A 22,288-nucleotide genomic window follows, 5' to 3' on the forward strand; every position below is an offset into this window, starting at 1 on the left:
CGGATCACCAGGGGCCGGGGCGGGCCGCTCGCGCTGTGGACCACCGTGGTTCTGCGACGGCCTCGTGCCTCCTCCCTTCCGACAGGTCGGCCGGACGACCGACCGGGCCGGCGGGGCGCACCGGGCGAGGGATGATGGCGATGGCATGACGGAACGTGAGGTCAGGAGCTTCCATGACACAGCGGGTTCACCGACCCCGTGAGGACGCGGAGTTCGATTTCATCCTCGGGATGAGCAGAGTTCCGGTCCTCGCCTACTTCACCGGGACATGGCCCAAGGCGATCGAGCCCTGCCGGGTGATGGACCTCGTCGTGGGTGGCATCGCCGACGACTACTCGGGCCGCCTGACGGCCGTCCGCACCGACATCACGCGTTGTCCGGCCGCGACCGAGCGATACGGGATCACCGGAGCCCCGTCCTGCGTCCTGCTGAAGGAGGGCGAGGCGGTGGCGCACGGCACGGGGCCTATGACCACCGCCGAGGTACGGGCGTTCCTGGACGGCCACCTCTGAGCGGGCTGCTGCGGCACGTGGCCGCGACGCCGTCACGTCTCGTCCGTGGGAGCTGCGCCGTCTGAAAGGCCTTGGGGCTGAGACACCGTCACAGTTCCCAGCCCCCGTCAGCGGTCAGGCGGTGAGTGCCGTGCGCAGGGTGGTGGCCATCAGATCGATGGCTTCCTTCCCGGCCGGTACCGGGCCGGTGTGGGTGAAGTAGTGGTCGACACCCTCGAAGCAACGGTGGGTGACCGGAACGCCGGCGGCTTCCAGGGCCTTGGCGTAGGCGTCGCCCTCGTCGCGCAGGCGGTCGTTCTCGGCGGTGATGACCAGGGCGGGCGGTAGTCCGGCGAGGTCGTCGGCGAGTCCGGGTGACACCAGCGGATGGGTGAGGTCGGCGGGATCGGGGACGTAGGCGGCGGTGAAGATCCGCATGAGCTGCGGGGTGAGCAGGGGCTTGACGATGGGTGACTGCTTGGTGGCCGGGTCGGCGAGCTGGTCCAGCGGTGCGGAGTCGATGATCTGGAGGCGGGGCGTGAAGGTGCCGCGGTCCCGGGCGGTGCGGCAGACCGCGGCGGTCAGGTTGGCCCCGGCGCTGTGTCCGCCCACGGCGAGTCGCGAACCGTCCCAGTTGTTGGCGGTGCCGTTCTCGGCCACCCAGGCGGTGACGTCGTACGCCTGGGTGACGGGTGCGGGGTACGGCCGCTGCGGGGCGACGGCGTAGTCCACGTTGATCACCACGCAGCCGGCCGTGGCGGCGATGTAGCGGCAGATGTGGTCGTCCTGCTGGGGCCGGGTGATCACGAACCCGCCGCCGTGGAAGTTGACGTACACGGGGGCAGGGGCCGCGGCGGCCGACGGACGGTAGACGGTGCACGTCACCGGTCCGGCGCCGGTCTCCACGCGGATGGACTCCGTGCGCTTCGGGATGTCGGTGAAGTGCAGGTCCTTGTGCACACGGCTCATCACTCGGCCGAGCAACAGCTGAACCACTCTGGCCTGGATCCCGGGCTTGAACGACATGACTGAACCCAATCGCTACAAACTTAAAGTATCAGGATTCCTGATGATGGGGGCTGGTCGCTGATCACGCAAGGGGCAAGCGGACACGAGCCGACCTTCGGGGGTTTCGGCGGCTTGACGTGGCCTCGGGTGTCGGCGTGACGCGGCCCCGCGAGGTCGGTGGCTGTCGCCGGCTGGGAGAATCGGCTGGCTCGCGTGAGGCCACCGAGACGGCTGGAGGAGGCAGTGACTGCTCAGCCCCGTGACGGGGCTCGGGCGCCGGTGGCCACGGACGCCGGAATGCTCGTCATGTGGGACCCGAAGCGGTTCGAGGCCGTCGTCGACTACGACACCTGGGAGGACGAACTCCTGGAGGACGAGGACATCGTCCGTCATGTCCAAGCGGGTGCCACCTGGTCTCTGAATCGATTTCAGCCAGGCGTAGGCAGTGCCTCGCCACGTCCAGCTGGGTCAACGGGCGTTGTTGTCAGGAGTGTTGACCACGTTCATTGGAACGTTTTAAGTTCCAGCCCCATGACTGACGGATCCGAGCATCGAGCAGACTCCCACCCCCTGAGCCGCAAGGCCTTCCTGCGCGGCATGGCTGCTGCCGGTGCCGCACCGCTGGTGCCCGCGCTGGTGACCGGTACCGCGCACGCGGCCACGACGGAGGCCGGTGCCGGCGCGGCGGACTTCCCGCTCGTCATCAATGGCGCGGCCACCGCTGTCCTCGTGGCCTCGGCCGCCGATCCCGCCGTGGCCCGTGCCGCGGGGGACCTGTGCGCCGACATCGAGCGGGTCTCCGGCGTACGGCCCCGGCTCCTTCGCGACGGTGCGGAGCTGCCGGGGCTCGCGGTCGTCGTGGGCACCCTCGGGGCGAGCCCCGTCGTCGACCGGCTCGTCGCCGAAGGGAGGCTGGACGTCTCGCGCGTGGCGGGACGCTGGGAGGCGTCGGTGACCCAGGTGGTGGAGCGCCCCATGGAGGGCGTCGAGCGGGCCCTGGTGATCGCGGGCAGTGACCGGCGCGGCACCGTGTACGGGATCTACGACCTGTCGGAACGCATCGGCGTCTCGCCCTGGTACTGGTGGGCCGACGTGCCGATCGAGCGCCGCGACACCGTGACGGTCCCGGCTGCCAAGGTGAAGCGCCGTGAACCGTCGGTCCGTTACCGGGGCATCTTCATCAACGACGAGCAGAACCTGACCACGTGGTCCCACCGCACCCAGGAGACGGACAAGAACATCGGCCCGGAGACGTACCGGCGCGTCTTCGAGCTGCTCCTGCGGCTGAAGGCCAACTACCTGTGGCCCGCCATGCACCCGTATTCCGACTTCTTCAACAAGCACCGGGAGAACCCGCAACTCGCCGACTCCTACGGCATCGTGGTCGGATCCAGCCACCCCGAGGCGATTCTGCGCAATGGTGTGCACGAGTGGGATCCGTGGGCCGCCGACCATCCGAACGCGGACGGCACCCTCCCCGTCTACGACTACACGGTCAACCCCGCCACGATCTGCGACTACTGGCGCGCCCGAGCCCGGGAGAACGCCGCGTACGAGAGCAGCTGGACGATCGGCATGCGCGGGCTGCACGACTCGGCCCTGGAGACGAAGCACGCCACCACGATCGAGGAGAAGGTGGCGGTGATGAACGACATCGTCGCCGCCCAGCGGCAGATCCTTGCGGAGGAGGTCGGGGACAGGGCCACCTCGCAGATCTTCATCCCGTACAAGGAGGTCCTCGACCTCTACAACGCGGGCGTGCGGGTGCCCGACGACGTGACGCTCGTGTGGCCGGACGACAACCACGGCAACCTGCGGCAGCTGCCCACGGCGCAGGAGCGTGCCCGCAGCGGCGGCAACGGCCTGTACTACCACATCTCGTACTGGGGGCGGCCCAAGAGCTATCTGTGGCTGGATTCCACTCAAGTAGCCAAAATATGGCAGGAGTTGAGGCGTGCGTACGACCATCGGGTCGACCGCCTGTGGATCTTCAACGTGGGTGACCTCAAGTCGCAGGAGAACGGTCTGTCCTTCTGTATGGACATGGCCTGGGACGTCGACCGGTGGGACGCGGACTCGGTCGAGGACTTCGTCGAGGAGTGGGCCGGCCGGCAGTTCGGGCGGCGGTACGGCAGGGAGATCGCCGAGATCCGCACCGAGTACTACCGGCTCGCGGCCGAGCTGCGGCCCGAGTTCGTGGCCCGCGGCCAGTTCTCGCTGACCGGACACGGCGACGAGATGGGCCGCCGCATGGCCGCCTATCAGGCACTTCTGGACCGCACCCAGGCACTGGGCGGCACGCTGCCCGCCGCGTACCAGGACGCCTTCTTCGAGCTGGTCGAATATCCGGTGCACGGCGCGTTCCGGATGAACCTCAAGTTCTACTGGGCCGAGCGGAACGCCCTCGCGATCGCCCAGGGACGCGGCGCGGGCGTCAACACGTACGCGAAGCTGGCGAACGCCGCGCACGACAAGGAGGTGGCACTCACGGCCCGCTACAACTCCCAAGTGGCAGGCGGCAAGTGGAGCGGGATCGTCAATCCCTACCCGTCGCAGATCCCCAAGGCGCCGGGCCGCCCGAGTGTCGTCACCGTACCGGCCGCCGACACCGCCGGGCTCGGCGTCGCGGCCGAGGGCAACGCGAACGGGGCCGAGAAGCCGCTGACGTTCTCGTCGTACACGCGTGATGTGCGCTTCGTCGACGTCTTCAACACCGGGTTCCACGCGGTGGATTGGCATGCGGCAGCCAGCGCGCCGTGGGTGCGGCTGAGTGCGGACGCTGGAACGTTCACCGACCAGACACGGGTGCGGGTGGAGATCGACTGGGACGGGGTGCCGGAGGGGGTGCAGGAAGCGACCGTCGTCTTCGCGGGTGCCGGGCGCGAGGTCTCCGTACCGGTGAAGGTGGTCAACGACGGTGAGCGGGGGCGCCTGCGCGCCAGGGGATACGTCGAGGCGAACGGCTACGTCTCCCTCGACGCCGCCCACTACGACGGGCGACGCGCGGGCGGTGGTGCCGAGTGGCAGCGGGTGCGCGGGCTCGGTCGCAGAGGCGGTGCCATGCTGGCCTCGCCCTCCACCGCCGTTCCCTTCACGCACCAACCGGTGCGGCGCGCACCGCAGTTGTGGTATCGCATCCGGTTCATGGCAGCCGGAGCCTTCCCGGTGACGGTGTTCCGGCTGCCCTCCCTCGACGAGCGAGGCGCCCGACGGGTGGCCGTCGCGCTCGACGCGCAGGAGCCGGTGACGCTCACCGGGCAGGCGATCGCCACCGGCAACCGGGGCGACGCCTGGGCGCGCAACGTCGAGGAGGGGGTCGAGAAACTCGCCGCCGTGCTGACGGTCGACGCCCCCGGTGAGCACGTACTGCGGGTGTTCATGGTCGACCCGGCCATCGCCGTCGATCAGATCGTCGTCGATACGGGCGGCCTCCAGGCGAGCCATCTCGCGCCACCGGAGAGCTATCACCCCGTCTTCAACCGGCACGCGGCACAGGTGAGGTGGCTGCCCGAAGGCGAGTGATCCGGCGTCCGGGCCCTCGATGTTCGAGTGCGAACGCGTGTGATCGGATGCGGGTGATCCGTAGAGGGCCCGAACGGCGTCGTTGTGTCATGTTCCCGCGCCCGAGCCAGGACGAGGCAGACGAGGCAAAGGAATCGAAGCCGGATGCGTACACAGAAGAGTCCACAGAAGCCGCGTGCACCGAGGACGCGTGCACGCAGGGGATCGAGATGGGTGTCGCTCGCCGCGACCGCCGCCGTGACGCTGGCGACGGGGCTGATCGCCGCGCCGGCCGGTCACGCGGCGGACGACCCGGTGGAGGTCGTGGTCGACGGGAACGACGTGCGTGCCGACAACGTGAACGGCCTGACGTACAAGGGCCTCGGCGTGCTGAGCTGCAACAGCACGAGCAATCTGCTGATGGACTACAAGGCCGAACAGCCCTATCGCTATTGGCAGTTGATTCGGGTGCTGTTCGGTGGTGCGAATCCCCTCGTCAATCACGTCAAGGTCGAGATGGGTTCGGACACGAACACCTCGACCGGCGCCGATCCGGCGACCATGCGCACGGCGGACGAACTCGCCGACGCCGCACGTTCCCCGGGCTTCCAACTGGCCGCCGATGCCAAGACGGTCAACCCGAAGCTCAAGGTGTCGATCCTGCGCTGGGAGATGCCGCGATGGGTGCAGCTGGAGTGGAACAAGGGGACGGGCAAGGACGACATGTACCGGTGGTACAAGGAGACCCTTCTCGACGTCCACCAGAAGTACGGGTACATGGTCGACTATGTGAACCCGGACAAGAACGAGACGCGATCGCCGGACGTGTCCTTCGTCAAGTGGTACAAGAACGCCATCGTGAACGACACGGATTTCGCCGACGAGCGGTACGGCATTCCGGCCGCGAAGCGGGGCGCGGTGGCGGATGCGTACCACCGCATCAAGATCGTCGCCTCCGATGAGAACAACACCCTGAACATGGGGCCGGCCATGCTCAGCGACGCCGACCTCTTCGGGATCGTCGACGCGGCCGGGTACCACTACACGACAGAGGACCGGCGCGACGGTGCCGCCGACAGCGCCACATACCTTCCCTACACGAAGCTGGCGACCGGCGACAACAAGTACGGCCAGGACAAGGAGGTCTGGTACAGCGAGGGCACCGCCTCGTTCGGATACACCGACTACCGGGTCAACAACAACGAAGGCCCGAACGGGGCCAGCACCGGAATCGGTGGCGTGCAGAGCGCACTCGACGTCGCCAACCGCCTGGTCAAGAGTTACGCGAACTCCAAACGCACCCACTACATCTTCCAGCCTGCGATCGGCTCCTTCTACGAGGGCGCCCAGTACAGCCACAAGGAACTGGTGAGCGCGCGCGACCCGTGGTCCGGGTATCTGCACTACGACGCGGCGCTGTACGTCATGCAGCAGTTCACCCAGTTCGCGAGGACGGGCTGGGAGAACGAGACGAACACGGCGGGTATCTGGCGTACGGTTCCCGAGGCCAGTCACAGCGGTGTGAGCGGCACCGAGAACGTCGACGGGTCCAACGGCGCCCCGAGCTACATGACGCTGGCCGACCCGGCGAAGAAGGACTTCTCCACCGTCGTCGTCAACGACAGTGACCAGAGCAGGACCTATCGCATCAAGGCGGAGAACCTGCGCCTCGGCAGTGATCCGACGATGGAGGTGTGGGAGACGCGGGCGGCCGACGCCGGGCAGCGCTACGACGCCAATTTCAAGCACCTGGTCCGGCAGACGCGCCCCGGCGCCGACGGCTTCTACACGTACACCGTGAAGCCGCGGTCCATCACCACCCTGACGACTCTCGACAAGAGCGCCGACGCTTCCACGAACCAGCGCCTGCCGAAGTCCGGCAAGCGCGCAGTCCTCGACACCGACGCGAACGGGAAGCGGGCCGACACCCGCGACGCCTACCTCTACGCGGACGACTTCGCGTACGACGAGGAGGGCAAGGTCCGGGTCGGCAGGACGTTCCAGCCGTACCTCTCCTCGCGCGGCAACCAGCCCCGCTACCTGGTCGACCAGACCGGCGCGTGGGAGGTGGGCGGCGACGGAGTGCTGTACCAGTACATGGACCAGTCCATGAAGGACACCGCCGCCTGGAACAGGAACACCCCCAACACCACCGTCGGTGACTTCCGTTGGGAGAACTACAAGGCGTCCGTCGACGTCTCGTTCCCGGACCGGGACGGCGGGCTCGCCGCCCTCGGCGTGCGCCAGCAGAAGGGCATGGCGATCAGTGACGCCGCCTACAACCTGCGCATCGGACCCGACGGCGCCTGGACGTTCTACGAGTACGGCACGGCGATCGCGCAGGGCACGGTCGCGGCGGCCGGCGGCTACCGCCTCGCAGTCGAGGCGAAGGGGGCGACGGTCACCGCCTTCGTCGACGGCCAGGCGGTCGCGGCGTACCACGACCCGACCCCGCAGACCGAGGGCCGCGTCAAGCTCGGCAGCGGATTCCACAAGACCGGCTTCGACAACCTGAAGGTCGAGACGATCGACGGCTACACGCCGTACGCCGCCGCGCAGTTGGACAACATGGACAGTGCGGTGTCGTACGAGGGCACGTGGAGCCGGAAGGCGTCTCTCGGTGACGCGATGGACTGGTACCGGTCGACGTCGACGAGCACGACGGCCGGAGCGTCCTTCACGGTCCCGTTCCGCGGCACGGGCGTCGATGTCATCGGCGGCAACGACGGCAGCGCCGTCCTCGACGTCCATGTCGACGGCGAGTTGATCGTCCCGAACGCGAAGACCGCCGCCACCGACAAGCGCCTGGCGACGTACACGCTGCGCGGCCTGCCCGACGGCAGGCATGAGGTGCGCTTCGTCCTGAAGTCCGGCAAGCTCGTCCTGGACGCCCTCACCACCGTCTCAGGCCACGACGTGGACGGCGCCGTCGACACGGCACCGATCCGGCGCGCGCTGACGGACGTGGGGTCGCCGGAGCCGGGCGACTACACCGACACCTCGTGGCCGGTGTTCGCCCGTGCCCTCGCCGCAGCGAAGGCCGCCGAGGACGGGCAGAAGGGCCTCGACATGGTCGGCGTCGAGCAGATCACGGCCCGGCTGGGGGCGGCGTACGACCAGCTGGTGCGTAGGGAGGACACCGCGCAGTAGACGGTCCTCGACCTGGGGTGAGTGGTCCTGGCGCTGGTGTCGCCGGGGCCGCTCACACCGTTTCGCGGCGTTTACGCCGGGGCGGGGGCGCGGGCAGGCAGTGGGGCGTGGCCGGGAGCGAGGATGAGCGGATCATCAACTCCGGGAGGATCAGGCTTCGTTGTGCGGGTCTGCCACTGCCTTCGAGGAGGCGTGCCAGCATCATCTCGACGGCTGTGCGGCCCACGAGCGCCTTGGGTGGCCGCACCGCGGTGATGGCCGGGTCGGCGAGATGGGCGACCTCGTCGTCGTAGCTGACGAGCGCCATGTCGTCGGGGACGCGGATGCCCTGCTCGGTCAGGTACTGGACCACCGAGAGGGCGTCGGGGTCGCTGTGCACGATGAGCGCGGTGATGTGTGAGCGGCGACAGCCCTCCAGGATGTCGCCGATGATCCGGCGGTGTCCCCGCACGCCGAGGGCGACGCTCTCGCGTATCAGGAAGGCGTCGGAGAGGCCGAGTTCGGCGCAGGCACGGTGCCAGCCCACGGCGAGGTGCGCCGAGGTGGGGCTGCCCTTGGACAGGACGAGCCCGATGTTGCGGTGGCCGAGCGTGTGCAGATGCCGGACCGCCATCTCCAGGCCGGTCGCGTGGTCCGTGCACACCCATTCGAGCTGGTGGGGCGTCGGCGTCCACTCGGGTGTCTTGCGCTCCACGAAGACGACCGGAACCGGCAGCTTGCCGATCCAGTCGATCATCTCGTCCCTGCCGGGACCCTCCAGGTTCGGGGCGAGCAGCAACCCTTGCACCTGCCCGGATTCGGTCAGCCGGACGATCTGCCTGCGGTCCTCGGCCTGGTCGTAACTGGATCCCCTGAGCTGGACGTTGACGCCGCGTGCCGCCGCGGCGTTGCGAACGCCACTGACGATGTGCGGCCAGTAGAAGTCCAGGGAGGGAACGACCATCCCGATCGTGAACGTCGGTGTCGCGAGCCGGCGCCTGCGCACCGGCTCCTGCTCGAGGGCCGAGGGCAGCGTGGCCCCGCCGTGCACCCTGGTCAGCAGGCCGCGGCCGGCCAGGGCCGCGATATCGCGGCGGATGGTCAGTTCGCTGACCGACAGGTCGCGGGCGAGATCACGCACACGAACGGAACCGTGCAGTCGCAGGTGGCCCATCAGGCGTTCGCGGCGTTGCAGTGCGAACAGCCGGTCGGCCCCCGCGGGTCGTTCCTGGTCCTCGTGCCGTGGCGACGTCATGGCGCATCCCCTCCCGTCCGGTGCCGGGCCCCGGGCGCGATGTTCGAGTCTGTTCAGATCATTTCGTCTATGGTCGAGCTCTGGCGGGTTTGTGTGGTTGCCCATTATCTCTGACTCAGCGTCTTCTGGCCGGAACTCGCCGGAAACACAGATGGCACCTGCTGTTCGAGCGGGAGCCCCCAACGTAGAGGAGCCCGCACCGCATGCAGACCAAGGCCCGCGCTCTGGTCGTGATGAGCAGGTCCAGCTTCGAGGCACATTTCGACCAGGACCGGCTGCGCCGCCTCGCAGGCCTCGTGACCCTGGACGAGCCCTGCTGGACCGACGACCTCGACAGCACCCGGTCACGCGAACGCCTGGCCCGCGCCGAGGTGCTCCTCACCTCCTGGGGCGCGCCCGCCCTCACCCCGCAGCGGCTCGCGGCGGCACCCCGCCTGCGGGCCGTGCTGCACGGCGCGGGCAGCGTGCGTGACCTGGTCGGCCAGGAGGTGTGGCGGCGCGGGATCCGGGTGACCAGCGCCGCGGACGCCAATGCCGTGCCGGTCGCCGAGTACACCCTCGCCTCGATCATCTTCGCCGGGAAGAAGGCCCCGTTCCTCGCCGCCGACGAACAGCGCGCGTACGGGGGCTGGGGCTCGGTCACCGGGTACGGCGACCTGTCCAACTTCCGGCGGACGGTCGGCATCGTCGGCTTCTCGCGGATCGGCCGGCAGGTCGTCGAGCTCCTGAAGGTGCTGCGCGGCACCACCGTCCTGGTCGCCGACCCGTACGCGGACCCGGACGAGGTGGCCCGCGCCGGCGCGACCCTGGTGCCGCTGGAGGAGATGCTGCCGCGGGTCCACGTGCTGTCCGTGCACGCCCCCGAGACGGCCGAGACCCGCCACCTCATCGGCGCCCAACAGCTGGGCAGGCTGCCCGACTTCGCGACGGTCATCAACACCGCCCGCGGCTCGCTCGTGGACCCCGAAGCACTGGCCGCCGAGTGCGCGGCACGACGGCTGTTCGCGATCCTCGACGTGACCGACCCCGAACCGCTGCCCGCCGACTCGCCGCTGCGCCACCTCGGCCGCGTGATGATCACCCCGCACATCGCCGGGTCCCTGGGCACCGAGACCCGCCGGCTCACCGACCATGTCCTCGACGAACTCGCCCGCTGGGTCGACCGCCAGCCCCTGCGGGCCGAGGTCACCGCGGAGAGCTGGGCGCTGGGTCTGAGCGCCTGATTCCCCCTGTTGTCAACCGCTCCATCCGTGAGCTCAAAGGAGAGCCGCCGCCATGAAGTTGAAGAAGAAGCTCGCCCGCATCGCGCCGCTGGTCGTCGCCACGGCCCTCACCGCCACCGCCTGCAACGCCAGCGGTGCGGACAGCAGCTCGTCGTCCGACGGCAAGACCGTTGTGAAGATCGCCCTGTGGAACTACAAGACCACCCCCGAGTTCAAGGCCCTGATAGACGGCTTCGAGGCCAAGAACCCCGACATCGACGTCCAGCCGGTCGACATCCTCGCCGACAACTACCCGGACAAGGTCACCACGATGCTGGCGGGCGGTGACACCACCGACGTCCTCACCATGAAGAACGTCACCGACTACGCCCGCTACGCCACCCGCGGCCAGCTCCTGCCGCTGACCGACGAGGCGACCAAGCTCGACAAGGCGTCGTACTCCGGACTCGACGACTACGACCTCGACGGCAAGTACTACGCACTGCCGTACCGCTCCGACTTCTGGGTCCTCTTCTACAACAAGGACATGGCCGGCAAGACGGACATGTCCAAGCTGACCTGGGACGACTACGCCAAACTCGCGCAGAGGTTCACCAAGGGCTCGGGATCCGACAAGGTCTACGGCACCTACCACCACATCTGGCGCTCCGTCGTCCAGGCGATGTCCGCCGCACAGACCGGCGGCGACCAGCTCGGCGGCGACTACGCGTTCTTCAAGGACCAGTACGAGATGGCCCTCGGCCTGCAGAAGGCGAAGGCGGCCCTGTCGTTCTCCGCGGCCTCCAGCAACCAGGTCACCTACGACTCGCAGCTGACCACCGGCAAGGCCGCCATGGTCCCCATGGGCTCCTGGTGGGCGGCCGCGCTGCTCGCCGAGAAGAAGCAGGGCAAGAACGACATCAACTGGGGCATGGCGCCGATGCCGCAGATCAAGAACGACGGCAAGACCGTCACCTTCGGCTCGCCGACCGCGTTCGCCGTCAACAAGAAGGCCAAGAACGCGGACGCGGCCAAGAAGTTCGTCACCTGGGCCTCGGGCCCCGAGGGCGCAGCCGCCGTCGCGAAGATCGGCGTCACCCCCGCGTACACCAGCGGTGAGATCCTCGACACCTTCTTCTCCGTCGACGGCATGCCGAACGACGAACTGTCCCGCAAGGCGATGCAGCCGACCACGGTGCACCTGGAGATGCCGGTCAGCGACAAGACCTCCGACATCGACCAGATCCTCAAGGAGGAGCACGAGTTGATCATGAGTGGCGAGAAGTCCGTCGACGAGGGCATCAAGGAGATGGACGACCGCGTGAGGAACGAAGTCCAGTGAGTGTCGCCGCTCCTCCCGCCACCAAGGCAACGTCCTCCGGCGCTTCCGCGGCCCACCAGGCCGCCGCGAAGCGCCGGCGGCGCCGCAACCTCCTGGTCGGCTGGTCGTTCATCCTGCCCAACTTCCTCGGGTTCGCCACCCTCACGCTCGTCCCGGTGATCGGCGCGCTCGCGATCTCCTTCACCGACTGGAACTCCTACGCCACCCCGAAGTGGGTGGGCCTGGACAACTTCCAGCGGCTGTGGAACGACTCCAACTTCTGGGCCGCGCTCCAGAACACCTTCTACTACGCGGCCGGACACATCCCACTCACCCTCGTGGCCTCCCTCGGCCTCGCCGTGCTGCTCAACCAGAAGCTGCGCGGCGTGCACGTCCTGCGCACCGCCTTCTTCTTCCCGTACATCACCTCGCTCGTCGCCGTCGCCGTGGTGTGGAACATGCTGCTGAGCCCTGAGACGGGGCCCGTCAACCAGTTCCTGACCTTCCTCGGCGTCGACCATCCGCCGGGCTGGACCAGCTCCCAGGACTGGGCCATGCCCGCACTGATCATCGCGAGCGTGTGGCGCGACATGGGCTACTACATGGTGCTCTTCCTCGCCGGACTCCAGACCGTCCCGGCCGAGCTGTACGAGGCGGCCCGCGTGGACGGCGCCGGTCCCTGGCAGCGGTTCTGGCACGTCACCCTGCCGGGGCTGCGGCCCACGACCTTCTTCGTCACCGTCATGATCACGGTCTCCAGCTTCAAGGTCTTCGACCTGGTACAGGTGATGACCGAGGGCGGTCCAGGGCGTTCCACCCTCGTCCTGTCCCAGCTGATCTTCCGTGAGGGCATCACGCAGGGCCGCTTCGGCTACGCCTCGGCGGTCTCCCTCGCGCTCTTCCTGATCTGCCTGGTGATCACGGTGATCCAGTTCCAGATGCAGCGAAGGAGCGAGCGATGAACACCACCGTGCTGCGCAAGGACAGCAGCGCGCCGGCGGAGCCGGATCCCGGCGGGCCCGCGGTGGAGCACCGCGCCCGCGGCGGCGCGGTGGCGGTGACCGGGCAGATCGCCCTGTACCTGCTGCTCGCCGTGGTGGCGCTCGCGGTCCTGCTGCCGTTCATCTGGATGCTGATCTCGTCGGTCAAGGACGACCGCGACGTGTTCACGGTGCCGATCCAGTGGATCCCCGAGGATTTCAAGTGGGAGAACTTCTCCAGCATCTGGACGCGGGTGCCGTTCGCCGCCTACCTCGGCAACTCCTTCTTCCTGAGCGTCGTGATCACGTTCCTCCAGGTGCTCACCGGCAGCTTCGCGGCATACGGGTTCGCCAAGATGCGCTTCCCCGGCCGGGACCTCCTCTTCACGGGGTACATCGCGACGATCGCCGTGCCCTGGCAGGCGTACATGGTGCCGCAGTACGTGATGATGCAGAAGCTCGGCCTGGTGAACTCCTACACGTCGCTGATCCTGCTGCAGGCGTTCGGCGCGTTCGGCGTCTTCCTGATGCGGCAGTTCTATCTGACCATCCCGGACGAGGTCAGCGAGGCGGCCCGCCTCGACGGCCTCACCGAGTACGGGATCTGGGCCCGGATCGTGCTCCCGCTGTCCAAGCCGGCCCTCGCGAGCCTCGCGCTGCTGACGTTCGTGAACACCTGGAACGACTACATGGGCCCGTTCATCTACCTGACGGACAACCGCCTGTGGACGGTGCAGTTGGGTCTGCGTGCCTTCATCGGCCAGTACGACGCCGAGTCCGCGATGATCATGACGGGTTCGGTGCTCTCCGTGGTGCCGGTCCTGGCCGTGTTCCTGCTCGGCCAGCGCTACTTCGTCCAGGGCATCGCGACCACGGGCGTGAAGGGCTGAGGGGATGGCGATGAGGGAAGCCGCCCGACGGCCGCGACTCAACGTCGCATACGGCTCATGGGAGTTGATCTGGGCGCACGTCCACCGCGTCCTGGTCGTCAACCTCGGGATCGCCGTGACGCATCTTCCGCTGCTGCTCGCGCTGCAAGTGAGCCATCAGCCGTGGCACCACCCCGTGTTCTTCGGACTGTTGCTGCTGGTGCTGCCCGGACCGTCGATCGCCGCGGCGTTCGCCTATCTGGATACGACGACGGGGGACGAGCAGGCTCCGGTGCGACTCTTCTTCCGGGCCTATCGGCAGCTGTTTCGGCGGGCGGTGCTGGTCTCGGCACCGTTCGTGCTGCTCGTGATCGCGGCGGTCGCGGACGTCGTGACCATGCGAATCGCTGTGCTGGGCACGGTAGTCGCTCCCGTGGCGGTGGTGGTCGCGCTGGTCGCCGCCTCGGCATGGCCTGTCGCGCTCGCCCATGTGGCCGGGGGAGGGGCCGTGGAGCGGCAACTGTTCCTGCTGGCTCCGTACGCGGTGATCCGGCATGGGGTGCTGGCCCTGATGAACCTGGCGCTGGGGGTCGCGGCCCTCGTCCTCGTCAATCAGGCGCCACTGCTGGGGCTCGCGGTGCTGCCCGGGTGTGTGCTGTTCGTGGTGTGGCGCAACTGCCGGGTCATGATGGTCCTTCACGGCCGCGACGCGGTGGCCGACCCTGTCGTGCGGGAGGGCGCACGAGAGGGCGCACGAAAGGTGGGCGGCGGCCTCAGAGGCAGCTCCCGGTCACGAGCTGTCCGGGCAACAACCTCACGGAACTGACGCGTTGGGCGGTCCGCGTGACCGGATCCGTGGCGGCGGACTCAGCGCGCGGCACGCCCAAGCCGCACCCGTGTTCTCCGTTACGCCGCTTCGACGGCGACGGGGAACATCTGGCGTACGAGGACCTGCGCCTGCGGCACCGGCGTGACGCGGTGTGGGACGGCAGCGTCTTCGGCGGCGACCCGGTCGCAGGAGACCCAGCCCGACGGCCGGCGTTCTCTTCACGAGGCAGAGACCGGCGATCCATGGACAGACCTCCTTCTCCCGCCCCCGTGCGGGCGCTCCTACGGTCGGTGCGGCGGGCCGGGCGCTCACCGGCCCGCCGTACCGAAGGAGCGAGACCCCCGTCATCGGACACCAACAACTCACCCCTGACGTCCTGGACCGGCGACCGGCGACCGGGGACGAAGGACGGCTCGTCGGGAGGGGCCGGACAAGGGCGCCCTGCAATGGTGCGGCCCGCACGGCTTCTGCCCTGCACTCCACGGCCATACATGTCGGCCCCCTGCGATGTCCGGGCTCCGCCAGGACGGCCGCGACGTTGGGCCTGGACGTGGGGGGACCAAACCAGCGCCGGACGTCCACCTGCACGCGTCTCCTCGACACCGATCCGGGTTCCTGCCTCGTCCACGAGGACGACACCGACGACGGCATCACCGCGGCCAGGACCGCCGGCATGGACGTCATCGACATCCGGCACAGGGCCTGGCGGTGACGCACACCGGCGGGACGGGCGGACGGGGCCGCCCGTTCCGTCTCGCCAGCCGTCTCCATGGACTGGCGTGACCTGCCCCCGGAAGGCTCTCTGTGCCGACGCGCGTGTGCCCCAGGAGGGAATCGTGCAGATGAGCCAGGGGTGACGGGCCACCCGTTCGGCCGGTCAGGACCCTTCCGTTCGGCCAGACTCCTGGACAGGGACGCTCCGGTGGGGCGTGCGCATGGGCGATACGGGGTGGGCGTGACCGAGCGCGGTAGGGCCGGCCGTGCCGCTGCGGGTGAGGCGGGGCAGGGCGTGAGGGAGCAGGGCGTCCAGCGCGTACGCGCGGCGACGGGGGACCGGCCGGGTGGGCGACAGGACCACGACGAGCGGTGGCGAGTCGACGGGCCGCTGCGTGCGGTGCCGCGGCACGTGGCCTGCGTGATGGACGGCAACGGCCGTTGGGCTCAGCGGCGCTCGCTTCCCCGGACGGCGGGCCATCGGGCTGCGGAGACCACCGTCATCGACATCATCGAGGCCGCCCGGTCGGCCGGCGTCGAGTGGCTCAGCCTGTACGCCTTCTCCACCGAGAACTGGAACCGTCCTGGTTCCGAGGTCGACTACCTGATGCGCCTGGTCCGCCGGGTGGTGCGCAAGCACGCGCCGCTGCTGCTCGCCCGCGGCATCCGCTGCCGCTTCCTCGGGGCTGCGGACCCGCGCATCCCCCGTGAACTGGCTCAGGATTTCGAGGACCTGGCGACGCTGACCGCCGACAGCCGGGGGATGACGCTGACCGTCGCCTTCGACCACGGCGGACGCCGGGACATCGTGGAGGCCGCCAGGTCGCTGATCCGGAGCGGAACGCCTGCCGAGGAGGTGACCGAGCGGCTCTTCGCGGACCACCTGCCGTTTTCCGACACCCCCGACGTGGACCTCGTCATCCGCACCTCCGGCGAGCAGCGCATCTCCAACTTCATGCTCTGGCAGGTCGCCTACGCCGAATGGGTCTTCCCCGAGGCGCTCTGGCCGGACTTCCGGGCCCCGGACTTCCTCACCTGCCTGCACACCTACCGGCGCCGTGACCGCCGCTTCGGCGGCGTGCCGCCCCAGACGAACGGAGACCCGTCATGACGACTGGAACGACCACAACGGCCGACGAAACACCCCTGCTCGGGCCGGAGTCGCAGTTCAGCGCCTTCTTCGACGACCCGCGCTGGGCACTGGCCATGATCCGCGCCACCGTGTTGGAGGCCGCCCACCCGCAGATCGGTGCCGCACTCGTCGACAACTCCACCTTCGTCGCCCACCCCTGGCGCAGGCTGCGCAACACCTTCCTCAGCATGCGGCGCATGTTCGACGCCGATCCGGCGGTACGCGAACGGGAGGCCGCCCGGCTCAACAGGCTGCACGCCCGCATGAGCGGCTCCGACTCCCGCGGCCGCGCCTACGACGCCATGGACCGCGCGGCCCGCGCCTGGGTGGTCGCCACCCTCTTCGAAAGCGCCGTCAGCATGTGCCGGCTGAGCGGCCAGCCGCTCGACCAGGAAACCATGGAGCGCATGTACGCCGAGTACCGCGTGTTCCTCGCCGCCCTCGACGGCGACGCCGGAGAACTCCCCGAAGACCTGAACGACTTCTGGCGGTACTTCGACCGGGTCGTCGAGGACGAGCTGGAGAACACCGAGGCAGCCCGCGTCATCCTCTACCGGCTCTTCGACCACCTGCCCGCCCCCGCGCTGCTCGCCGGCGCACCGACACTGTGGGCCGCCGGCCGGGCCGTCGTCGGTCCGCTTCTCGGCGCGATCACCGTCGCATCGCTGCCCGAGCCGTACCGGCGCAGGGCCGGCCTGCCCGAGATGCCTGGTGCCCCGACCCTCATGCAGGGCGCCTACCTGGCCGCAGGGCTCACCCGATTCCTGCCCGACGGCTGGATCAACGCCGAAACCATCATCGAGGCCCTCTCCCTCTCACCCGACAGCGACGACCCCCGCGCCCGGACGGTGGCCGCGCTGCGCGCCCGCATGAAGCGGGCCTCCGCCCTGCTCCGCCTCCTCACGCCACTGGGCGAGGAGACCGGTCCCGACCCGGTCCCGGCCGCCTCGCGGGCCACGGGAGAGGGCCGGCGCTCGGCGGAGGAGTTCTTCCGTCAGGTCCTCGACCAGACCGGCGACGGCCACCTCGACTGGCCCGACCTCGCCGCCATGGCACGCGAACTGGCCACCCGCCTCGACCTGGACGAACCCGAGGAGACCCGCCTCTACGACGCCTTCGCCGCATGGTGGCGCGAACTCCAGGCCACCCTCGACACGGACGGCGACGGCCGCGTCAGCGCCGCCGAGTACGCTGCCGCCGTCCCCACCCTCGCCGGTCCCGCGCTCATCCGCGTCGCCGAGGTGCTCTTCGACGCCACCGACAAGGACGGCAGCGGGACCATTGACGCGGCCGAGCACAGGACGCTCTTCCGCACCGCATTCCGACGCGACCTCACCACCACCCACGGCACCTACGGCCGCAGCGCCTTCGTGGGCGACTTCCTTTCCTTCATGTCGGGCCGCCGCACGAACACCCCGTACGACCCCCTCCTCGCGGACGCCTGACAAACCCGTGGGGCATGCCGCCACCGGGTACCGGCATTCCACCCGCGGTCCATGGTGCAAAGCACGGCTCGGTCACGAATGGGCCAACCGTGCCCGGGTCGGCCGATGGCCGGCTGTCCTCCTCCATGGGTCACGACGAGGTCTGTCACGCTCACGCGGTAGCGGTTGACGAGATCCCGCCGATCTTCTTGATCGGTCGGGATCCTTGTTGTTTCGAGGGCAGCACCACGGTCGTGAAACTCGATTCTTGCCGACGCGGTTCTCACTCAAAGCGGTACGCAGCAACAGAACCTTCTCTGGCACCCAACAACGTCGTCCCCCTCCGCCCTCCCACCCCCTGACACGGCTAGGACGGCGCGTACTCGGGGGGTGGTGGCGAGGTGAAGTGGCCCCACCCTGGGTCTTGCGGTGGGACGGTAGATGTGGTGCTCCGAGGTTGGGTGCTGCCGAGGCTGTCGGCTCGCTGCTCCGCGTTGTTCAGGCGCCCGGTTGTCCGGTCAACGTGAGCGGGCGTACCGCCGGTTCGAGCAGTGACAACGTCCGCTGCTGCGCGTCGAGAGCAACTTGGATCCCGACGGGCATCGGCAGATTCGGGCCGGCGTGTCCGAACTCGACGTTGCCCAGGACCGGGATGTCACGGTCGCCGAGGACATCGAGGACGATCTCGCGCAGGGTCGGGGACGCGTCGGGTGAGCCGAGTCCGTCGATCCCGTCCGGGATGCCCACAACCATGCCGGAGATCCGATCGAGGATGCCGGCGTGCCGCAGTACCTGCAGATAGCTCCACACATACGCTGCCAGGCCTCCCGCCTCCTCCCAGAACAGCACCGCGCCGTCGAACCATTCGAGCGGCAGCGCGTAGGGCGTCGCCTGGTTCAGCACGATGCGGTTGATCACTCCACCGATCAGCCGGCCTTCGGTGCGACCGGCACGCCAGCACTCCCACGTCGGGGTGGCCGGCAGCGCGCCGATCGGCTCGGTACCGGTCAGCAGCGTGGAGTAGAGCTTCTCGAGTTCCGTCCTGCGTGCCGCAGTCGCGCGCTGCCAGTGTCCGCCGAGTCCGGGGGTGGCCAGGTCGGTATGGAAGCCGACCAGACCCGTGCGCGCGTAGAGCACCAGATGCAGCAGCGAGATGTCGCTGAAGCCGAGGATCGGCTTGGGGTCGGCAGTGATCGCCTCGAAGTCGATCAGATCGAGGTATCCGAGCGCCGTCTGGCCGCCGTCATGCGCGATGATCGCGCGCACCTCGGGATCCCGCAGGAGAGCGTTGAGCTCTTCGGCGATCTCCGCCGGCCGGGCCGCGCTCCACCAACGGTGCCGCCCTCCTTCGAGGAGCGGTGCCCGACGCACACGGAAGCCCATCCGCTCGAGCACGACCACCGCCTGCTCGAGGTCGGGCTCGTTGACGGCATGGAGTGGCCCGGACAGCGATGCGACAACGACGAGATCTCCGGGCCTCAGGGCGCGAGGTCGAAGCGGTTGAGGCAGTGCAGTAAGGGTCACCGAGGGAGTATCCCGACTCCCTCAGCCCCACGCGACGCATTTACCGACCGACCGACCGACGGGCCAGCATGCCTTGCCTGCATGCCCCGGGTCCTGGGCCCAGAGCAAGCTGCGCTCCGGGGCTCGAACCGGGAGGGCCCCGGCCTGTTCCCGGACATTGAGCAGGTCTGAACAGAAGAACTTGACAGACATCCCATGAGCTTGCGTGTCAACGGCGAGGACTCGACCAGCAGGGCCACGATCTGTCAACGGGATTCGGGGTCCGGGGAGCAAAGACGGCCCGGACCACGTCGTGCCCGCTCTGGAGACGATCTTGGGCCACTCGCGCACTCGCACACTCTCCGACTCGACGTGACCATGGCGACCCCCGAGCTGACCCTGGCCCCGCACAACCCGGCGATGGCCCTGGTCGTCCCGCCGTACGAGGCCTCCCTCGTTCAGCCGGGCGAGCAGGCCGGGCAACTGGCCGGGAGGATCGGCGGACGCACCGCTGCCTGAACCGATCGCCGACGCCGGTGGACATCGGATCACAAGGCGGTGCCCGCGCCTGGAATGGGCGTGGCGCGCCCATGACGAGGTCGGTCGAGTAGCCGGCGGTGACGCAGGTCCTGGACCTGTCGAGCCCTGGGCCGCTGTCTGGCGGCGGCGATGTGTGGCGCACATCACTACCGACGACATACCTACCAGTCGGTACCCTCCTCGGGAGTGCGAACGACAGGAGACGTGATGTCTGCGACCAACCGCCAGATCCGCCTGGCAGCCCGCCCCGTCGGCGAAGTGAAGGCCGACGACTGGGAGCATCGTTCGGAGCCCGTGGAGGAGCCGGGTCCGGGCTGCTTCGTGGGCCGTACGCGTGTGATCTCCCTGGACCCGGCCATGCGCGGCTGGCTGGACGACCGCCCCTCCTACCTGCCTCCGGTCGGGATCAATGAGGTGATGCGCGCCGGTTCGGTCATCGAGGTCACCGCCTCGCAGCACCCCGAGTACCGGCCGGGCGACCATGTGGTCGGCACCTTCGGCGTCCAGGAGTACGTGGTCTCCGACGGCAAGGGCGCCGTCAAGATCGACACTTCTCTCGCCCCGCCCTCCACCTACCTCGGCGCGCTGGGCATGCCCGGCATGACCGCGTACTTCGGTCTCCTCGACGTCGGCGCGCTGAAGGACGGCGAGACCGTCGTGGTGTCCGGGGCGGCCGGCGCGGTGGGCACCATGGTCGGGCAGATCGCGAAGGCCAAGGGCTGCCGGGTCGTGGGCATCGCCGGCGGACCGGACAAGTGCGCACTGCTCACCGACGAGCTCGGCTTCGACGCGGCGATCGACTACCGCGCCGAGGACGTCAGGAAGGCGCTGCGCCGCGAGGCCCCCGACGGCATCGACGTGTACTTCGACAACGTCGGAGGGGACATCCTCGACGCCGCCCTGACCAGGCTGGCGATGCACGCGCGCGTCGTGGTATGCGGCGCGATCAGCCAGTACAACAACGAGACCCCGGTCAAGGGCCCGTCCAACTACCTGACGCTGCTGGTGCGCCGCGCCCGCATGGAGGGCTTCGTCGTCTTCGACTACGCCAAGCAGTACGCCAAGGCCGCCCAGGAGATCGCCGCCTGGATCGAAGACGGCCGCATCAAGGTCAAGGAACACGTGGTGCGAGGCACTGTCGACGACTTCCCCGAGACGCTGCAGATGCTCTTCCGCGGCGAGAACGTCGGCAAGCTCGTGCTGGAACTGGCGTGACCGCCGCCGACGTCCTTCGGGACGCGAAGACGGACGGCACCGCCCTCGCGGGCAAGGTGGCGCTCGTCACCGGAGGTGCCGGCGGACTCGGCCGGGCCATGGCACTCGCCCTGGCGCAGGCCGGGGCGCGGGTGGTGGTCGCGGACATCGACGCACGGGCCGGCCGTGAGGTGGCCGACCTGGCCGGCGGCACCTTCCGCGCCTGTGACGTCTCCGACCTCGACGCCAACCGGGCGCTGGTGGGCTTCGCCCAGGAGGTGTACGGCGGTCTCGACATCGCGCTGCTCAACGCGGGCGTGACGACCGGATGCGGCGTCGGGGACGACTTCGACCAGGCGCGCTACCGCGGGGCGATGGGCGCCAACCTCGACGGCGTGGTCTACGGCACCCACGCGGTGCTGCCGGCGCTGCGCGCCCGTGGCGGTGGAGTGATCGTGGCGACCTCCTCCCTCGCGGGTCTGGCGGCGGTACCGCTCGACCCGTTGTACGCCGCCAACAAGCACGCGGTCGTCGGGCTGGCCCGCTCGCTCGGGCCGGCCCTCGCGCCGGACCATGTGCGTTTCAACGCGGTCTGCCCGGGCTTCGCGGAATCGCGGATCATCGACCCGCTCCGCGACATGCTGTCCGAGCAGGGCATGCCCGTCATCCCGGCCGAGTTGGTGGCGGACACGGTGCTGCGGATCGTCACCGGCGACGGTACGGGGGAGTGCTGGTTCGTCCAGGCGGGCCGCGAACCGGAACCGTTCCGCTTCCGCACCGTCCCTGGGCCGGTCAAGCCGGCCACCGTCTGACGCGGACGAGACCTTTCGGACCGGACCGGACCGGCGCGGCCTCGGCCTCGTCCGCCGAGGCCGCGCACGCCGAAGCGGACAGGGATACCGCGCCGGCTGCGGTCGGTCGGCCGGGCCATCAGCACCTTCGGGTTTTCGGTCGGGGGTCGAGGTCCGATGGTCGTCGCTGTTCCCTGGTGGGTGCGGCACGACCGGGACGGGGCACGACCTGGACGCGGTGCAGAGGGGACGCGGTGCGGAGGGGACAGGGCTGGCGCTGTCGGCCGGCCAGTTCCACCCCGCCACAAGACGGGTGACCCGACGCGCGCTCCGGGGGACCTCTCAGGTGACTCCGGCGGTCGTATGGTTTGGAGTGATTTATGGTGAATCAAGGAGTATGCCCCC

The 22,288-nt window shown here is 69.2% G+C and carries 17 protein-coding genes; 14 read left to right on the forward strand and 3 right to left on the reverse strand.

Features of this window, described 5'->3' with window-relative positions; translation table 11 throughout:
• Positions 1 to 173: 173 nt before the first annotated feature.
• Complete coding sequence (locus P1P75_RS00495; RefSeq protein WP_319250787.1) at positions 174 to 512, forward strand: thioredoxin domain-containing protein; 339 nt, start codon at positions 174 to 176, stop codon at positions 510 to 512.
• A 114-nt stretch (positions 513 to 626) separates the two neighbouring features.
• On the opposite strand, the gene P1P75_RS00500 is transcribed toward P1P75_RS00495, so the two are convergent.
• Positions 627 to 1,517 carry an alpha/beta hydrolase gene (locus tag P1P75_RS00500; protein WP_319250789.1) on the reverse strand — a complete coding sequence of 297 codons (891 nt, stop codon included), beginning with the start codon at positions 1,515 to 1,517 and terminating at the stop codon, positions 627 to 629.
• Between the two features lie 513 nt (positions 1,518 to 2,030).
• Between P1P75_RS00500 and P1P75_RS00505 the strand changes: the two genes are divergently transcribed.
• Positions 2,031 to 5,021 (forward strand): glycosyl hydrolase 115 family protein, encoded by a 2,991-nt coding sequence (locus tag P1P75_RS00505; RefSeq protein WP_319250791.1) that lies wholly within the window; start codon positions 2,031 to 2,033, stop codon positions 5,019 to 5,021.
• Between the two features lie 213 nt (positions 5,022 to 5,234).
• Entirely contained in the window at positions 5,235 to 8,150 is a 2,916-nt protein-coding gene (locus P1P75_RS00510; RefSeq protein WP_319250793.1) for a GH59 galactosidase, read from the forward strand.
• A gap of 52 nt (positions 8,151 to 8,202) precedes the next feature.
• On the opposite strand, the gene P1P75_RS00515 is transcribed toward P1P75_RS00510, so the two are convergent.
• Positions 8,203 to 9,384 carry a substrate-binding domain-containing protein gene (locus tag P1P75_RS00515; RefSeq protein WP_319250795.1) on the reverse strand — a complete coding sequence of 394 codons (1,182 nt, stop codon included), beginning with the start codon at positions 9,382 to 9,384 and terminating at the stop codon, positions 8,203 to 8,205.
• 203 nt (positions 9,385 to 9,587) lie between these two features.
• On the opposite strand from P1P75_RS00515, the gene P1P75_RS00520 reads away from it, so the two are divergent.
• From P1P75_RS00520 to P1P75_RS00555, 8 genes are all read left to right on the forward strand, one after another.
• On the forward strand, positions 9,588 to 10,607 hold the full coding sequence (locus P1P75_RS00520; RefSeq protein WP_319250797.1) for a hydroxyacid dehydrogenase: 1,020 nt from the start codon (positions 9,588 to 9,590) through the stop codon (positions 10,605 to 10,607).
• 52 nt (positions 10,608 to 10,659) lie between these two features.
• The gene (locus P1P75_RS00525) at positions 10,660 to 11,928 is read left to right on the forward strand and encodes an extracellular solute-binding protein (protein ID WP_319250799.1); all 1,269 of its coding nucleotides are present in this window, start codon (positions 10,660 to 10,662) and stop codon (positions 11,926 to 11,928) included.
• Positions 11,925 to 12,869 carry a sugar ABC transporter permease gene (locus tag P1P75_RS00530; protein WP_319250801.1) on the forward strand — a complete coding sequence of 315 codons (945 nt, stop codon included), beginning with the start codon at positions 11,925 to 11,927 and terminating at the stop codon, positions 12,867 to 12,869. Before P1P75_RS00525 ends, P1P75_RS00530 begins: the two co-directional genes overlap by 4 nt.
• Positions 12,866 to 13,777, forward strand: coding sequence for a carbohydrate ABC transporter permease (locus tag P1P75_RS00535; protein WP_319250803.1), 912 nt, complete (start codon positions 12,866 to 12,868; stop codon positions 13,775 to 13,777). The genes P1P75_RS00530 and P1P75_RS00535 overlap by 4 nt, the downstream gene beginning before the upstream one ends.
• Before the next feature lie 64 nt (positions 13,778 to 13,841).
• Complete coding sequence (locus tag P1P75_RS00540; RefSeq protein ID WP_319250805.1) at positions 13,842 to 14,582, forward strand: DUF624 domain-containing protein; 741 nt, start codon at positions 13,842 to 13,844, stop codon at positions 14,580 to 14,582.
• A 553-nt stretch (positions 14,583 to 15,135) separates the two neighbouring features.
• Positions 15,136 to 15,297, forward strand: a complete 162-nt coding sequence (locus P1P75_RS00545) for a hypothetical protein (RefSeq protein ID WP_319250807.1) — start codon at positions 15,136 to 15,138, stop codon at positions 15,295 to 15,297.
• A gap of 393 nt (positions 15,298 to 15,690) precedes the next feature.
• A complete protein-coding gene (gene uppS, locus P1P75_RS00550) occupies positions 15,691 to 16,410 on the forward strand; it encodes a polyprenyl diphosphate synthase (RefSeq protein ID WP_319250873.1) in 720 nt (239 codons plus the stop codon).
• Positions 16,407 to 17,876, forward strand: coding sequence for an oxygenase MpaB family protein (locus P1P75_RS00555; RefSeq protein WP_319250809.1), 1,470 nt, complete (start codon positions 16,407 to 16,409; stop codon positions 17,874 to 17,876). Before uppS ends, P1P75_RS00555 begins: the two co-directional genes overlap by 4 nt.
• 477 nt (positions 17,877 to 18,353) lie before the next feature.
• Here P1P75_RS00555 and P1P75_RS00560 read toward each other — a convergent pair whose 3' ends face one another.
• Positions 18,354 to 19,379 (reverse strand): LD-carboxypeptidase, encoded by a 1,026-nt coding sequence (locus P1P75_RS00560; protein WP_319250811.1) that lies wholly within the window; start codon positions 19,377 to 19,379, stop codon positions 18,354 to 18,356.
• 351 nt (positions 19,380 to 19,730) lie between these two features.
• On the opposite strand from P1P75_RS00560, the gene P1P75_RS00565 reads away from it, so the two are divergent.
• The 3 genes from P1P75_RS00565 (at position 19,731) to P1P75_RS00575 (ending at position 21,904) form a co-directional block, all read left to right on the forward strand.
• On the forward strand, positions 19,731 to 19,877 hold the full coding sequence (locus P1P75_RS00565; protein WP_319250813.1) for a hypothetical protein: 147 nt from the start codon (positions 19,731 to 19,733) through the stop codon (positions 19,875 to 19,877).
• 228 nt (positions 19,878 to 20,105) lie between these two features.
• Entirely contained in the window at positions 20,106 to 21,113 is a 1,008-nt protein-coding gene (locus P1P75_RS00570) for an NADP-dependent oxidoreductase (protein ID WP_319250815.1), read from the forward strand.
• Complete coding sequence (locus P1P75_RS00575; protein ID WP_319250817.1) at positions 21,110 to 21,904, forward strand: SDR family NAD(P)-dependent oxidoreductase; 795 nt, start codon at positions 21,110 to 21,112, stop codon at positions 21,902 to 21,904. Before P1P75_RS00570 ends, P1P75_RS00575 begins: the two co-directional genes overlap by 4 nt.
• Positions 21,905 to 22,288 lie beyond the last annotated feature (384 nt).

The organism is Streptomyces sp. ID05-39B (assembly GCF_033794725.1).
In the GTDB taxonomy this organism is placed as follows: Bacteria; Actinomycetota; Actinomycetes; order Streptomycetales; family Streptomycetaceae; genus Streptomyces; species Streptomyces bobili.